This window comes from Arthrobacter koreensis (assembly GCF_009193255.1).
In the GTDB taxonomy this organism is placed as follows: Bacteria; Actinomycetota; Actinomycetes; order Actinomycetales; family Micrococcaceae; genus Arthrobacter_B; species Arthrobacter_B koreensis.
Map to the genome: position 1 here is coordinate 53,945 of NZ_WACG01000006.1, position 15,051 is coordinate 68,995.

General features: G+C 64.1%; 17 protein-coding genes and 1 tRNA gene. 6 read left to right on the forward strand and 12 right to left on the reverse strand.

Translation table 11 applies throughout. The features are described 5' to 3' along the window. Positions 1–4: 4 nt before the first annotated feature. The 5 genes from GD628_RS12885 to GD628_RS12905 all read right to left on the reverse strand — a co-directional run bounded on the left by GD628_RS12885 (position 5) and on the right by GD628_RS12905 (position 4,160). A complete protein-coding gene (locus GD628_RS12885; RefSeq protein ID WP_091608099.1) occupies positions 5–349 on the reverse strand; it encodes a hypothetical protein in 345 nt (114 codons plus the stop codon). Further along, entirely contained in the window at positions 339–773 is a 435-nt protein-coding gene (gene fliS, locus GD628_RS12890) for a flagellar export chaperone FliS (RefSeq protein WP_226802545.1), read from the reverse strand. The genes GD628_RS12885 and fliS overlap by 11 nt, the downstream gene beginning before the upstream one ends. A gap of 2 nt (positions 774–775) precedes the next feature. Further along, positions 776–2,116 (reverse strand): flagellar filament capping protein FliD, encoded by a 1,341-nt coding sequence (gene fliD / locus GD628_RS12895; protein WP_152274997.1) that lies wholly within the window; start codon positions 2,114–2,116, stop codon positions 776–778. A gap of 244 nt (positions 2,117–2,360) precedes the next feature. Further along, the gene (locus GD628_RS12900) at positions 2,361–3,197 is read right to left on the reverse strand and encodes a flagellin N-terminal helical domain-containing protein (protein ID WP_091608103.1); all 837 of its coding nucleotides are present in this window, start codon (positions 3,195–3,197) and stop codon (positions 2,361–2,363) included. A 123-nt stretch (positions 3,198–3,320) separates the two neighbouring features. Beyond that, a complete protein-coding gene (locus GD628_RS12905) occupies positions 3,321–4,160 on the reverse strand; it encodes a sigma-70 family RNA polymerase sigma factor (RefSeq protein ID WP_091608105.1) in 840 nt (279 codons plus the stop codon). A gap of 262 nt (positions 4,161–4,422) precedes the next feature. Here GD628_RS12905 and GD628_RS12910 point away from each other — a divergent pair, with 262 nt between their 5' ends. The 4 genes from GD628_RS12910 to GD628_RS12925 are packed head-to-tail and all read left to right on the forward strand — an operon-like array spanning position 4,423 to position 7,636. After that, on the forward strand, positions 4,423–4,908 hold the full coding sequence (locus tag GD628_RS12910) for a flagellar protein FlgN (protein ID WP_152274998.1): 486 nt from the start codon (positions 4,423–4,425) through the stop codon (positions 4,906–4,908). 28 nt (positions 4,909–4,936) lie between these two features. Next, positions 4,937–6,337: a flagellar hook-associated protein FlgK gene (flgK, locus tag GD628_RS12915; RefSeq protein ID WP_152274999.1), complete on the forward strand. Its 1,401-nt coding sequence runs from the start codon at positions 4,937–4,939 to the stop codon at positions 6,335–6,337. Between the two features lie 4 nt (positions 6,338–6,341). Beyond that, the gene (flgL, locus tag GD628_RS12920; protein WP_226802546.1) at positions 6,342–7,241 is read left to right on the forward strand and encodes a flagellar hook-associated protein FlgL; all 900 of its coding nucleotides are present in this window, start codon (positions 6,342–6,344) and stop codon (positions 7,239–7,241) included. Next, on the forward strand, positions 7,238–7,636 hold the full coding sequence (locus tag GD628_RS12925; RefSeq protein WP_091608112.1) for a flagellar assembly protein FliW: 399 nt from the start codon (positions 7,238–7,240) through the stop codon (positions 7,634–7,636). The genes flgL and GD628_RS12925 overlap by 4 nt, the downstream gene beginning before the upstream one ends. A gap of 98 nt (positions 7,637–7,734) precedes the next feature. On the opposite strand, the gene GD628_RS12930 is transcribed toward GD628_RS12925, so the two are convergent. From GD628_RS12930 to GD628_RS12960, 7 genes are all read right to left on the reverse strand, one after another. Next, complete coding sequence (locus GD628_RS12930) at positions 7,735–8,571, reverse strand: aldo/keto reductase (protein WP_091608115.1); 837 nt, start codon at positions 8,569–8,571, stop codon at positions 7,735–7,737. 98 nt (positions 8,572–8,669) lie between these two features. Next, positions 8,670–9,128 carry a hypothetical protein gene (locus GD628_RS12935; RefSeq protein WP_091608117.1) on the reverse strand — a complete coding sequence of 153 codons (459 nt, stop codon included), beginning with the start codon at positions 9,126–9,128 and terminating at the stop codon, positions 8,670–8,672. A 26-nt stretch (positions 9,129–9,154) separates the two neighbouring features. Further along, positions 9,155–9,889: a bacterial proteasome activator family protein gene (locus GD628_RS12940; RefSeq protein WP_226802547.1), complete on the reverse strand. Its 735-nt coding sequence runs from the start codon at positions 9,887–9,889 to the stop codon at positions 9,155–9,157. 40 nt (positions 9,890–9,929) lie between these two features. Beyond that, a complete protein-coding gene (locus tag GD628_RS12945; protein WP_091608120.1) occupies positions 9,930–10,181 on the reverse strand; it encodes a hypothetical protein in 252 nt (83 codons plus the stop codon). A 133-nt stretch (positions 10,182–10,314) separates the two neighbouring features. Next, positions 10,315–10,506, reverse strand: a complete 192-nt coding sequence (locus GD628_RS12950) for a YbdD/YjiX family protein (RefSeq protein WP_152275148.1) — start codon at positions 10,504–10,506, stop codon at positions 10,315–10,317. Continuing rightward, positions 10,506–12,803, reverse strand: coding sequence for a carbon starvation CstA family protein (locus GD628_RS12955; protein WP_152275000.1), 2,298 nt, complete (start codon positions 12,801–12,803; stop codon positions 10,506–10,508). The genes GD628_RS12950 and GD628_RS12955 overlap by 1 nt, the downstream gene beginning before the upstream one ends. 241 nt (positions 12,804–13,044) lie before the next feature. Beyond that, positions 13,045–14,022, reverse strand: a complete 978-nt coding sequence (locus GD628_RS12960) for an NAD(P)H-quinone oxidoreductase (RefSeq protein ID WP_152275001.1) — start codon at positions 14,020–14,022, stop codon at positions 13,045–13,047. Between the two features lie 66 nt (positions 14,023–14,088). Between GD628_RS12960 and GD628_RS12965 the strand changes: the two genes are divergently transcribed. Further along, positions 14,089–14,176: transfer RNA gene (locus tag GD628_RS12965), tRNA-Ser, on the forward strand. Positions 14,177–14,366: 190 nt separating this feature from the next. Beyond that, positions 14,367–14,927: a septum formation family protein gene (locus GD628_RS12970; protein WP_152275002.1), complete on the forward strand. Its 561-nt coding sequence runs from the start codon at positions 14,367–14,369 to the stop codon at positions 14,925–14,927. Positions 14,928–15,051: the final 124 nt, after the last annotated feature.

Here is a 15,051-nt window from a genome sequence, read left to right on the forward strand (position 1 = left end):
TCGCCTAGCCGGCGACGTCGAGGTACACCGCTCCGCCGGAGGATGCCGTGGGGACACTGCGGATCAGTTCCGCCTGCTGCCGGATCATCCTGGATTCGTTCCGCAGCTGGGTGTAGGCGCGCTGCTGGGCCATCGACAGCAGCCGGGCACGCGTGGCGAATTCTGCCGGCAGCGGTCCCAGTTCGTGCGGCGGATGCCAGGCGCTGGCAACGGTGCGCGCCTGGTCCAGGACCGTGGATCCGTCCATGAAGGCTTCCAGGTTGTCCTCGAGCTGGGTGAGGACTTCATCCCAGCGTTCAAGGTTCTCCTGGTGCGGTGTGAGGTACTCCCCCGCTGGTTCAGCCGACACCGAGGGTACCGCCGGTTCCGGACGTTCCTGCAGTGGGGGCCTGGGCCGGCAGCTGGGCCGCAGCTTCATGCCAGGCGTCGCGCAGCGGCTCTAACAGGTTGATGCACTCGCGGGTGATGGAGGCGCTGTGCTGCAGGTTGGCTTCCACCATCGCCTTCAGAACGTAACCGTAGATGGCCTGGAGGTTCTCGCCGCCCTCCCATTCATCGACCTTCAGCGTGCCGCTCAGCTCGGCCACAATGCTTTGGGCATGCACCAGCTGTTCGCTGGCGGCCTTCCAGTTCCCGGCCTGCTGGGCGGCTTCGGCGCGGTTGAGGTCCAGCAGCATGCGGTCATAGAGCATGGTCAGGAGACGGACCGGTGACGCAGACATCACCGCGTCACGGATGAATTCGGCGCGCTTGGCCTTCAGACCGTAGCTCACGGTCACTTCTTTCCTGAGGTGGAGGTGTTCAGCGCAGCAAGCTGGCCAGTGAGCCAGTCCTGCTGGCCCTGCAGCTGACTCAGTTTCACTTCAAGGTTGCCCCAGATTAGCTTCAGGGTTGATTCGCGGCTGGCCAGCCGGCGGTCCCAGTCTTCGATTTGGGTGTTGAGCGAACGGACCGTCGATTCCTGGCCGGTAATGCGCTGGGTGAGCAGCCCGTCATACTTGTCCGAAGCAACCTTGCCGGCAGCTTCTACACGACCGGCAATGGCCTGCAGTGTCTCCTGCGTCTTGGTCGGATCAGACTCCATGGCTGCGGCGAATTTCTCCGGGTCGAACTCCACCGTTCCACTTTTGGTGATCACCACGCCGATCTCCGATGGAGAGCGTCCGTCGACGGGTGACGTGGCGGCTTCCATGATCTGGCGCTTGATGTCGCGGATACCGGCGTCGCCGGTGAACACTCCGCCGGAGGCCTTTGTGTTGCCGGAAGAGGTGGAGACGGTCACTGCGCTGTTGCGGTTGATGTAGGCAAAGACATCGGCCAGGCCAGCCACCAGGTCCGAAGCGACCTTGGAGATCGCCTCGTCGTCGCGTGCAACGCTGATGGTCAGCGCGGTGTTCGCCGGGGTGTCCGCCGCCAGGGTGATGTCCACCCCAGGCATCAGGGCTTTGAAGGTATTGGTGGAGGAGATGATCTCCTGTGCGGCCGGAGTGCCTGCCCACAGCGTGAGCTTCGCGTCCTGCGCCGGCTTTAGGACGTCCATGTCAGTTCCGCCGAGGGTGGCCGTGAAGGCTCCTTCGGAACCTGTCTTGGCTGCCGTGAACTGAACCCGGTACTGCTGGACGCCATCCACACTCCCGGTGGCAATCTTCACGCCGGTAACGCCGAGGTTGGCCTTGTTGACTTCGCTGATGACCTCGTCCATGGACTTGTCCGTGGTATCAAAAGAGGTGACCGTGCCGTTGGCGGAGATCGCGAGGACACTGTTGGACGGCCAGGCTGTCATGGCGCCGGAGAGTGAAACCTGAGCCGTGGCCGTTTGCGAGACGGAAATGTCCAGGGAGCCGGCCGCAGCGCCCGCTGTGGTGGTGGCCGTGACTTTGTCCGTGGTGGTGCTCGCCTTGAACAAGTCCGTGCCTGCCGGCTTCGAGACTTTCGCAGCATTCTCAGCTAGCGCGGCTATCTTGGTGTTGAGGTTCTGCAGCGCGGTAATGAAGGTCTGGGTCGAGCTGACCTTATTCTTGAGCAGGACCTGTGGACGTGCCTCAATGTCCATGAGCTGCTTGATCATGGCGGAGGTTTCGATCCCGCTGATCAGTCCGTCGATGCCTAGCGCCATGCGATTGCTCCTAGTACGTTTCCCTCAAGATCTGGCCGCCGCTGCGGAGGGAAAATGCCGGTGTGGTTCTGCTGAGAATGGGCCGCTGGCCGAAGCCGGATAAAACACCGCAGGCAGGGAATGGGCTGGCGGGAAAAGTGTGAGGTCCAAGTCATTCTTTTCCCGCCAGCGGCCATTCACCTGCCAGTTCTGCGCTTACTGCAGTTGCGGTGCAGCCGGAGCATTCCCGCGGATGGATCCGTTATTACTGCAGGAGCTGCATAACGCCGGAGTTCATCTGGTTGGCCTGGGCCAGCATTGCGGTAGCAGCCTGTGACAGGATCTGGGACTTGGTGAAGTTACCCATTTCTGCTGCCATGTCGGTGTCGCGGATACGGGAGTTGGCGGCTGAGAGGTTCTCAACGGACACCGCGATGGAGCGTGCGGTGGATTCCAGGCGGTTCTGCTGGGCACCCAGGTCGGACCGGGAGCTGGAGATTGCCGTGATGGCGGTGTCCAGGGCAGTGATGGTGGTCTTCGCCGCCGCGTTGTCGGTGACGTCAAAGTCCGCCGATTCGGTATCGCCCATGAGGCCACCAAGGGCCGTGGTCATGTTGGTGAAGGTCAGAGCGATGGAATCCGAGTCTCCGTCTCCGGCGCCAACCTGGATGTTCATCGTCCCGCCGGTCATCAGCGCGATGTCGTTGAATTTCGTGCCAGTTGCAATGCGGTTGAGTTCCATGCCCAACGCGTCAGCTTCCTTCTTCAACGCGGCTGTGGAATTGGGGTTGTTCGATTCGTTACCACCCTGAACGGCAAGATCTCGCATACGGTTCAGAATGTTGTGGACCTCAGTAAGGGCGCCTTCAGCAGTCTGGATGACGCTGATGCCGTCCTGGGCGTTACGGCCGGCAACCTGCAGGCCGGAGATCTGGTTCTTCAGACCTTCGGAGATGGACAGGCCGGCAGCATCGTCAGCCGCACGGTTGATGCGCAGGCCGCTGGAGAGACGCTCCACCGACTTGGCCTGAGAAGCCTGGTTCAGGTTGAGGTTACGCATCGCGTTGAGCGACGAGGTGTTAGTTGCAATTGTGAAACCCATGATGAATTCCTCCGTGATTGGGCGATTACTACGAGGCCCGTCCGTGGGCCTGTACCCCTAGCTATCGACACCTGTGCCGGTGGTGTTAGGAATTCGGGAAAGATTTTTCAACCATGTTGAGAGCTAGGACACGGCGGCGTTCAGCCCGTGCCCCGGAACGTGGAAAGTGGGTCCGTGGTGCGGATCCTGGCGCGTCAGCCCACCCGCGGTCCACTCCCCTACCGAGGCGAGGTAGGCGTTCCGGCGGGCCGGCGAAATCCGCGACTCGATCGGCGCCGGAGTGTCAGTATCCGAGTAGTGGGTTCCCAGGCCGTCACGGAGCAGGCGAACAGCTTCAGCCCGCTGCTGCGATATAGCAGAGTGCGTAGCTCCCAGTTCAGCGGCGAGATCCTTGACTGACCGGTCATGGAAGTAGACCTGCTCCACGATGTACCGCATCTTCTCCGGCAGGGCCGCCACAGCCGCACGCAGATACTGCATGCGCTCCGCCGAAAGCGCGGAACCTTCAGGTGACGGCAGGGCACTCACCAGCGAATCCGCGGCGGCGTCGTCCAGGTGGGAGACGGTGCGCGAGGCGTCGGAAAGCGCGTCCTCGGCCGTTGCGCGGTCAACGCCCATGGCAGAAGCGATCTCGTCCACCTTCGGGCAGCGGCCCAAGGCAGCCGTCAGTGCTTCCTTGACTGCGAGGGTTTCCTTGATGCGCTTGCGGGCGGTCCGGGTGGCCCAGTCATTCGAACGCATTTCGTCAGCGAAAGCGCCGACAATCCGGCGTCGTGCATAGGCACCGAACGGCACACCCAGCTCCGCGTTAAAGGAGTCGGCGGACGTAATCAGGGCCATTGCCCCAACTGACGCAAGGTCATCCCTGGACAGATGCGTGGCCTTTGCACACACCTCTGAGACCAGGTAACCAACCAAAGGTAAGTTCTCCACAACCAAAAGGTTGCGTTCTTCGCGATTCAACTAGTGGACCCCCAAGTCCTTGTTCCCCAACAAAATACGCTGACCGCTTGGACAGGAGCTGAGTCTCCCGGTACGTCCCTTACTTTGGCGCAATAGCTGCAACATACCACTAACATTGGGAGTACAAGCGCCGATAGGTGTTTCTGACGGATTAAGTTTTCTGGGCCTGCACGCGCGGGTGTCTGTGAACCCGTTGCCGGATGTGCCAACACATCCGTCGGAGACAGAGACATTTGCGTGCGTCGCAGGAGGTGAGCAAGGCATGGGAACCCAGAAATTGTCCGCATTACTCTGGGAAGAACGGGAGCTGCTGGAGCTCTTAACCTTCAAGCTCGAAGAAGAACAACTACTCCTTACCTCCGGAAAAACCCGCTGGCTGCAGCACGCCACCCGGGAAGTCGAACAGGTTTTGGAACGCCTGCGAGCAGCGAATCTGGCCAGGACGGTGGCCGTTTCCGAGCTCGCGCAGGAGTGGGGCATAGCCGAAGATGCAACTCTTCGGCAGATCATTGCCGCCGCTCCTCCCGGACCGTGGACTGAGATCTTCACGGCCCATCTACAGGCGATGACGGAACTGACGGTAAAAATCCGCGATCTGCGCGACACGAACGAGCAGTTCCTGCGGACTGCCGCGCGCTCCGCCCAGGAAACCCTCGCGGGCCTGGGCACTGAAAGCAAGACGTACACGTCCAACGGCACTTCGACCGGCACCGGCAGCGGCGCCCGGATCGTGGACAAGCAACTCTAAAGACCGTGAACAAAGGAACCAGCACGCCATGAGCACCTTCAGCGGCCTGAACACCGCGTATACCGGTCTGAGCGCAGCCCGCAAGGGACTCGACGTCGTCGGCCAGAACATCGCCAACGTCAACACCCCCGGCTATACCCGCCAACGGGTCACCACCTCCGCCATGGGCGGGGCGGCAGTCACCGGCAAGTTCGCCACCGGTGCCCGCGTGGGCCAGGGCGTCTCCGTGGACGGCATCGCCCGCTTGGGCAGCATGCAGCTGGACACCCGGGTACGGGCCACCGCAGCGGCGTCGGGCTTCTCGGCCGTACGCGCCAACGCCCTGGCCGGACTTGAGACCAGCCTCAACGAACCGGGCAAGAACGGCATTTCTGCCTCCCTCACCGAGTTCTGGGCAGCCTGGCAAGGTGTTGCCAACAAGCCCGGCAATGAGGCGGCTGCCACTGCGCTGATCGGGCAGGCCAACATCATCGCCACTCAGCTGGCCACCGGCTATAACTCCGTGAAGGAACAGTGGGCCAGTGCGCACAAGCAGCTGACGGACATGGAAGCCGAGCTGAACGGCGCTGCCTCCCAGATCGCCTCGCTGAACGCGCAGATCCGCACCACGCTGGCCTCGGGCGGTACTGCCAACGAACTGATCGACCAGCGCAACGCCCTCACCACCACCATCGCCGCGCTGGCCGGCGGCACCGTCCGCGAATCGGACAACGGCATGGTGGACGTACTGATCGACGGCAACGCAATCGTTTCGGGGGACCTCGTCCGTCCGGTAAAGGTTGCCGGCGGCAGCGAGATGGGCGGAGAAGCTCCCCGGCTTGAATGGGCGCACCGGCCCGGCAGCAACATGGCCGCCAGCGGTGAAGTCGCCGGCGTGCTGAGTGTCCTGGCACCGGCAGCCGACGGCGGTATCCTCGCCACCGCGGCGGAGGGCTACAACAACTTCGCCAAGGATCTGGCCAGCGCCGTAAACGATGTGCACAACGGCAGCATCAACACGGCCGGGGCTGCGGTGGGCAACTTCTTCAGCCATGACACCGATCCTGCGGCGCTGTCGCTCAAAGTCGTACCGGCCAACGCTTCCGGTATCGCCACCGGAGCGGCGAACATGGGCAACCTGGACAGCTCGATAGCGGACAGGATAGCCCAGCTGGGAACCGGCCCCGATTCCCCCGACTCCGCCTGGGCAAACTTCGTCAGCGGCATCGGTGCAAGCACCCGCGTGGAGATGCAGCAGGCGGAGCTCGCCGGGGTCGCTGCTTCGGCCGCCGTCGACATGCAGCTCTCCAACTCCTCCGTGGACCTGGATGAAGAGAACCTGAATCTCCTGGCCTACCAGCACGCCTATCAGGGCGCGGCCCGGGTCATGACTGCCATTGACGAAATGCTCGACACCCTCATCAACCGCACCGGCATTGTGGGAAGGTAACCCCGTGATCACCCGCACCTCCAACCTGATGCTGACGCGCAACGCGCAGCAGAACCTCCAGGCCAACATGTCCCGGCTGGCCAAGCTGCAGGAACAGGCCCAGACCTCCGCAGCCATCACGCGGCCGTCGGACAACCCCACGGGAACCGCCGACGCCCTGAAGGTGCGCGCAGAAATGCGCGCCAACACCGCGTACAAGACCAACATCTCGGATGCGAACAGCTGGCTCGCTACGCTCGACAACGCGCTGACCCGCACGAGCGACATCCTCACCCGGATCAAGGACCTGTCGATCACCGCATCGACGGCAACCACAACGCCGGCCAGCAAGGCTGCGATTGCCACTGAGATCGAGGGCCTGAAGAAGGACCTGCTGGGCCAGGCCAACACCACCTACCTGGGCCGGAACGTCTTCGCCGGGAATTCCGACGCCGGTGCCGCCGTCGTCGAGAATCCGCCGGCCCCGCCCGCAACGGTACCGACCTACACCTTCACCGGTGACGGGCACGGCACGGTCAACCGGCGGATCGACGCCAATACCGTGGTCCGTGTCGACGCGAGTGCCGAGGAGGTCTTCGGTGACATGTTCACCAGGATTGATTCCCTGGTGGCAGACCTGCGTAACAACGGCAACATCAGTGCCCACCTGGGCGGCATCGATGAGAGCATCAACACCGTGCTGACTTCGCAGACCGATGTCGGTATCCGCCACGCCCGTGTCCTGAAAGCAGAGGAAGCCAACTTGGAGCAGTCCGTCAGCCTGGAGACCCGGCGCTCCGGCATCGAGGACCTGGACACGGCCCAGGTCATCCTGGACCTGAAGCTCCAGGAGCTCGCCTACCAGTCCTCCCTCGCTGTCACCGCTAAGGTACTGCAGCCCACCCTGATGGACTTCCTGCGATGAGCACCGTGACCCCTGTGTCCTTCCTTGCACCGCCTCCCGGCCTGGAACCGCTGACCGAGTTCGCGCTGGAAGATGTCGACGGCGCCACCGGCCTCTACTCCCTCACCGGGACGGACGTCTCCGCTGGCGTGCGGCGCTTCTACGCCATCGATGCCTCGGTCTACCTGCCGGAGTACAACCCGGAAATTTCCGATGAGCAGGCCCGCCAGCTCCAGCTGGAGGACCCGGCCGACGCCCGCGTGCTGGTGGTCGCGAACCCGTCCGACGCCGGGACCACCGTCAACCTGCTGGCCCCGGTGATCGTGAACACCCGGACCTGGCAGTGCGCCCAGGTGATCCTCGAGGGCCGGGACCTTCCGCTGCGGGCACCGCTGGAAGCCGTCGCCGCCGCGTAGGCCCCCTCCCCTTCCCGTTCACCCCCCATCGAGATAGCAGAAAGTGCACGTCCCAGAGCTGGGACGTGCACTTTCTGTTATCTCGTTTTGAGGAGGAGCTAGGCGAAGTCGGACGTTGCCGGGTCCGCACCGAAGCGGGTGCCGTTGTCCAGGGCGTTGATTGCCTGGATGTCCTCATCGGAGAGCTTGAGGTCCAGTGCTGCCCAGTTCTCGCGGATGCGGGACTCGGTGACGGACTTCGGGATCACGATGTTGCCCAGTGCCAGGTGCCAGGCGATGACCACCTGGGCGGGCGTGGCGCCGTCGTACTTGGCTGCGATGTCCTTGAGCACTGCATCGTCCAGCAGGCCCTGGCCGGAGCCCAGCGGAGAGTAGGACTCGTGCTTGATGTTGTGCTTGGCCTCGAACTCGCGCAGTTCGGTCTGGGCCAGGTACGGGTGGGTCTCCACCTGGTTCAGTACGGGGACGACGCCGGTGGCGTCGATGATCTCCTGCAGGGCCTCCACCGTGAAGTTGCAGACGCCGATCGACTTGACCCGGCCGGACTTCTGCAGCTCAACCAGTGCCTTCCAGGTATCCACGTACTTGCCCTGCTTCGGCTGCAGCCAGTGGATCAGGTACAGGTCGAGGTATTCCAGGCCGAGACGCTCCATGGAGGCGTCGAAGGCAGCCAGCGTCTCTTCGTAGCCCTGGTCTGCGTTCCAGACCTTGGTGGTGATGAACATATCTTCGCGCGGCAGGCTGGATGCGGCGATGGCGCGGCCGACGCCTGCTTCGTTGCCGTAGATCTTGGCAGTGTCGATGTGGCGGTAACCGGCTTCGAAGGCCATACCAACGGTCTTTTCTGCGAGTTCGTCCTCAACCCGCCAGACGCCGTAGCCGAGCTGGGGAATCGTGTTGCCGTCGTTAAAGGTGACGAGAGGAGATGTAGTCATGCTCCCCATCCTCCACCCGGTGCGGCGGTCCCGCTGACCAAAAGTGCCGGTGTTTGCTGGGCGCGAAATTACGGCTGCTGCTCTTGTGGAGGGAGTGCCTAGGTGCGGGAGTCCGCCAGGACGCGTTCTGCTTCTGCGACGTCGTCCTGGACCAGCGCCGCCCGGCGACGGACATTTTCAACTCCTGCGGAGGCAATGCCCCAGCGTTCGCCCTCCAGCCGGGACATGGCCGCGGCCTCCGCTGCGGCCGCCAGGGAATTACCGGAGCGGGAGAGCGCCCGGTGGACGGCGATCAATCCGCCGGGAATGTCCTGGCCGGAGCTGGGGAGCTGTTTCTGGGCTCCGGCACAAACGGCCCGGACGCGTGGGAGGAGGGCGGACAGGTCATTGGCAACCAGCGCCAGCTCGTTGTACAGGGCGTCGTCCTCAACCCCTTCCAGCATCTGGTGGTAGCGGTCCAGGCCGCGGGTGAACCGGTCGTGGGCACGGCGCCACACACCCTTGCCGAGTTCGGTGTCGTCCTTGCGCCCCTGCCGGGCTGCTGCGAAAAGTGCCATCCTGCGGGAAATTCTACAGACCCACGCTACAAATACTGCCCCGGACCGGCGTGGGGTTCCACGCGCGCACCGGCTCCGGGCTGCTGGCCGGGCTGTGCGGCCGTGCCGGTCCGCCGCGGTTCACCGTTTTCACCGATGACGACGCCGGGGGCCAGCACGGTGCCCGGTGGCAGCTGGCGCAGCTGGAGCCGGCTCTGCAGCTGCTGGTTGGCGGTTTGCTGCGCGGCGATCGCTGTCTGGATTCCGCGGAAGAGCCCCTCCAGCCAGCCGACCAGCTGGGCCTGCGCAATGCGCAGCTCCGCGTCTGTCGGTGTGGAGTCCTCAGGGAACGGCAGGTTGATCCGCTCGAGTTCGGTCACCAGTTCCGGGGCGAGTCCGTCGTACAGCTCCTTGAGCGAGCGCTCGTGGATTTCGGCAAGCCGGTTCCGGGCTGCATCGTCGAGCGGCGCGTTGCGGACTTCCTCCAGCAGCTGCTTGATCATGGTGCCTATCCGCATGACCTTGGCGGGTTCGTCCACCAGCTCATTAAGCTTTGCCGGCCCCGGCCGGCCGCCGGTGGGCGGAGCAACTCCCGCATCCTGGGACTGTCCGTCAGTGCCGGCGCTGTCCTGGCCGGAACCGTCCTGGCGCGGCCCGTCGTGTCGCGGGGCCTGGACCTGCTGATCCGTCCCGTCCCGGTCCGGGAATTCCGACGGCCTGGCTTCCGGTTCGCCGGGGTTAGCCGGTTCGGGAAATCCCGCAGATCCGTTCTGTTCAGTCATGAATTAATGCTCTCACGCCTGGTGCCGGTTGGGCCGGGAGTCAGTCGCTTTCCAGCTCTTCCTCGCGCATTTGTGCGTATCCGCCGTCGGGGCTCAGCCCGGCAGCGTACTGTCCGGCGTTGAGCTGTCCCGCCGTGTAATGGTGCCCGTCGAACTCGGGGCCAGTCCTGGTGTCCTCCGGGATCCCGGCGTCCTGGGCCAGGTGCTCGTCCTCGTTGTCCGGCTCGGACAGTGGAAGGCTGATGTCTTCGCGCAGGTGGGGATCGTCCGGGAGGTCCTTGTTCTCTGCCATTCCTCCAGCAAAGCAGTATCCGGCAACCGCCTCAACCCTCTCCCCTTACCACCGAGAGGCCAGTTGCGGCTCTTTTCAGGGCTGAAACGAGCCGCAACTGGCCTCTCGATGGGTTGTGCGGGAGGATGCAGCGTCAGCAGCAGCGCCCGCCGGGGTTGGCGTCCTGGCGGTCCATCTTGTCCCGCCAGAACTCCCGCTCGGTCAGCGGCGGAGACGAACAGCCCGACGCCGCGTGGTGCTCCTGGTATTTCCGGTACGCGTCCTCGCCCATCACGTCACGGAAGAAGCGGACAAAGCCACGCAGGTGCCCCACGACGGCGGTCATCAGTGCCCCGTCCGCGCCGGCTGCTGGTCCTCCGGCAGGGCGTCCCACTGCGCCTGGATTTCCTTTTCCTCCGGTGTGGCCAGGAAGCCGGCCGGCGCGAAGGTCCGCGACGGCACGGCCGGGTCTTCGGCACTCGGCGCCCCGCCGGAACGGTAGGAGCGGACCGACGCGATAACGGCCGTGACGATCACGATGATCGCCAGGGTCACGAACAGGATGGACAGCACACCCTGCACGAAGGTGTTCCGGACCACCGCCTCCATGGCCTCAACGGTCTTGGCCGTGCCGAAGCTGGTCTCGCCGGCCTCGAGGGCGTTCCGGAACGCGTTGTGCTGCGCCCAGTAGCCCACGGCCGGGACCGGGGAGAAAATCTTGTACATCGAGGCCGTGATGGTTACGACGGAGGCGAAGCCCAGCGGCAGCACCACCACCCAGATGTACTTGAAGACATTCTTCTTGGCCAGGATCGCCAGGCAGATGGCCAGCGCTATGGCTGCGAGCAGCTGGTTGGCGATGCCGAACAGCGGGAAGAGCGTATTGATGCCGCCCAGTGGATCGGTGACACCCATGATCAGGATCGACCCCCAGCCGGCAACCATGATCGCCGTACATATCCAGGCCCCTGTCCGCCATCCGGTGTCCCGGAACTTCGGGATGAAGTTCCCAATCGAGTCCTGCAGCATGAAGCGGGCCACGCGGGTGCCGGCGTCGACGGCGGTGAGGATGAACAGCGCCTCGAACATGATGGCGAAGTGGTACCAGAACGCCATCATTGCCGGTCCGCCGATGAAGCTCTGCATGATCATCGCCAGGCCGACGGCGAGGGTGGGCGCACCGCCGGTGCGCGAGACCACGGACTCTTCGCCGACGTCGGACGCCAGCGAGGTGAGCATGTCAGGGGTGAGGTTCACGCCCACCAGGCCCAGGGAGTTGACGAAGGCGACGGCGCCCTCCACGGTGCCGCCGGTGGCAGCAGCGGAGGAGTTCATGGCGAAGTAAATGCCGCGGTCCAGGGAGATCGCCGCGACGAGCGCCATGATCGCTACGAAGGACTCCATCAGCATGCCGCCGTAGCCGATGAACCGGGTCTGGCGCTCCTTCATGATCATCTTCGGAGTGGTACCCGAGGAGATCAGGGCGTGGAAACCGGACAGGGCGCCGCAGGCAATGGTGACGAAGAGGAACGGGAAGAGCGGGCCGGCAACTACTGGGCCGTCGTTCCGGGATGCGAACTCGCTGAACGCGGGAACGCTGATCTCCGGACGGACCACAATGATGGCGACTGCCAGCATGACGATCGTGCCGATCTTCATGAAGGTGGAGAGGTAATCGCGCGGGGCCAGGAGCAGCCAGACGGGCAGAACGGCGGCGATGAAGCCGTAGATGATAATTCCCCAGGCGATGGTGACGCGGTCCAGGGAGAAGATCGCCACGCCCCACTCGGTATCGGCGATCCAACCACCGCCAATGATCGCGAGCATCAGCAGCACGAAGCCGATGATCGAGACTTCGCTGACCTTGCCGGGACGCAGGTAGCGCAGGTATACCCCCATGAAGAGGGCGATCGGGATGGTCATGGCGACGGAGAAAACGCCCCACGGGCTTTCGCCGAGTGCGTTCACCACCACCAGGGCCAGGATCGCGACGATGATGATCATGATGGTCAGGGTGGCGATCAGGGCGGCAGTGCCGCCGATCAGCCCGAGTTCCTCGCGGGCCATCTGGCCCAGGGAACGTCCGCCGCGGCGCATGGAGAAGAACATGACCAGGTAGTCCTGGACGGCGCCGGCAAGGATGACGCCGACGATGATCCACACGGTGCCGGGCAGGTAGCCCATCTGCGCGGCCAGGACGGGGCCCACCAGCGGGCCGGCGCCGGCGATGGCGGCGAAGTGGTGGCCGTAAAGCACCCGGCGGTCGGTGGCGGCGTAGTCCTTACCGTCCGCCTTGTACTCCGCGGGTGTGGCCCGGCGGTCGTTCGGCCTGAGCAGGTGCCGCTCGATGTACTTCGAATAGAACCGGTAGCCGATCAGGTACGTACAGACCGCGGCAAAGACGAACCAGATGGCGTTCACGGTTTCGCCGCGGATGATTGCGAGCATGGTCCAGCTGATGCCGCCCAGCAGGGCGATGCCTAACCAGACCGCGATCTTCAGCGGAGTCCAGGTGCTGCGGTTGGCGTCGTCATCGTCGACGGCGACCGGCGGCAGGTCCGGATCCTGCGTGAGGATGTCTGCGCCTCCGGCTGCGGGGTCCGGACGGTCCGGGTCCCTCCGTCGCCGCTTGTCTTCACTCATGGTGCTACCCCTTGTCAGCAGTGCGGTCCCTGCGGGTGCAGGGCGTGATGTGCGCATGAGGGTAGCACCGGGGATGCGATGTGGGTCACATACACGCCGGCAGGTGGGGAAGGGCCCGCCGAGCGGTCCTGTTTCGGCGCCGAGCGGCGGGCGAACGGCGCTGGCGGGCGAGCAGCGGGCGACGGCGGGCCGGCGAACAGCGCCGGCCGGCGGGGCCGGGTGGGCCCCGCCGATCTTCGGGCTACAGCGTCAGCAGGACCTTGCCGGTGTGCTGGCCGGAGTCGAAGTACTCGTGGGCGGCTGCCGCCTCCGCCAGGGGGAACGTGCGGTCCACCAGCGGTTTGACGCTGCCGTCCTTGATCAGCGGCCAGACGTATTCGCCGACGGACGCCATGATGGCGCTCTTTTCCTCTACAGGACGTGCGCGCAGCGTGGTTCCCATAACTGCACAGCGCTTGCGCATCAGTGCATTGAGGTCCAGTTCCGCCCGGGTTCCGCCCTGCAGTCCGATGATCACCAGACTGCCCGCGACGGCGAGCGCGTCGACGTTGCGCTGCAGGTACTTGGCGCCCATCACGTCGAGGATCACGTCTGCCCCGTGCCCGTTGGTGGCGGCACGGACTTCCTCGACGAAGTCCTGCTCCTTGTAGTTGATCAGCACCTTGGCACCGAGGCTCCGTGCCAGCTCGAGCTTTGCCGGGCTTGAAGCCGTCACCATGGGTACGGCGCCGAAGGCAGCGACGAGCTGGATAGCCATGGTGCCAATGCCGCCGGCACCTCCATGGATCAGCACGTATTCGCCTTCATGGACTCCGGCCGCCATGAAGAGATTCGAGAACACGGTGGCAGCCACCTCAGGCAGTGCCGCGGCGGTCACGAGATCCATTTCCGGCGGAACCGGAAGCACCTGGCCGGCTGGAACGGCCACCTGTTCGGCGTAACCGCCGCCGGAAAGCAGTGCAACGACGTCGGCACCCACTTCCAGCCCCTCCACCCCGGTGCCTACCGCTGCCACCCGGCCGGAGACCTCCAGGCCCGGATATTCAGGAGCGCCCGGAGGCACCGGATAGTTTCCGTGACGCTGCAGCACATCGGCACGGTTGAGTCCCGCCGCTGCAACGTCGATGAGGACTTCACCGGGGCCGGGTACGGGTGCGGGCACGTCGCGGAGTGCCAGGACCTCCGGGCCGCCGGGTTCGGTGATGACTATCGCTTTCATGGAACCTCCTGCGGAAGTGGAGAAAATTTTGGTGAACTGCGCTCATCTGCCAGACTACTAAGCGGAGGAAGGTTGTCCGAGCGGCCGATGGAGCTGGTCTTGAAAACCAGTGTGCGGTAACCCCGTACCAAGGGTTCGAATCCCTTACCTTCCGCTCACAGGCACCCCGGTCATCGGCCGGGGTGCCTTTTCCTTTGCCCCCTTCGATGCCATTGCATATTGCGTGCGGATGTTACTTCGCCGATTTATAAGCATGCTTGCGCTGCACATAACCTCTTCTGGTGGTTTCCGGCCCATTGGGGGGTGGATAACCAGGACCAATTACCGCAGAAGGAGCTATTCGCATGAATTCCGCCCGCCAGCTGAACCTGGCCCGCGCCGGAAAAGCCGTCACGGCTGCCGTCTTCGCCCTCGCACTCGCAGGGTGCGGAGCAGCCGCAGACAAGGACGAACCAAAGACCAGTGAATCAGCAGCTTCGGCCTCGCCGGAAGCAGAGACCGTAGCTGACGGGACAGCTGAGGAAGAGGTGTCCGCCGAATCCGTCGACGCCGTCGACCTGAAGGTTGGCGACTGCCTGGTCGATGACCCGGATGCCGAACAGATTGAAGCTGTGGATGTGCTTCCATGCACCCAGCCGCACGATACCGAGGTCTACGCTGCCATGGACATGGACCGCGGCTCGTTCCCCGGCGAGGAAGCCATAGACGCCGCGGCACAGGAATTCTGCCTCGCTGAATTCCAGCCTTACATCGGCACGGACTATTCGGAGTCCGCCCTGGACATCGGCTACCTCACGCCGACCCCGACGTCCTGGACCCTCGGCAACGATCGGGAGATCCTCTGCACGGTCTACCGCATGGACGGCGAGAAGCTCAGCACCACGGTGAAGAACTCGAACGTCTAGTTCATTCACGCCAGAAAGGGGGCCTAACCAAAACGGTTAGGCCCCCTTTCTCGCATTGTCAATAGTTACCGGCCGTTAGGGCACCAAAGGGGTCGAATTCACATGCCTGTCACCCCGGGGTGGT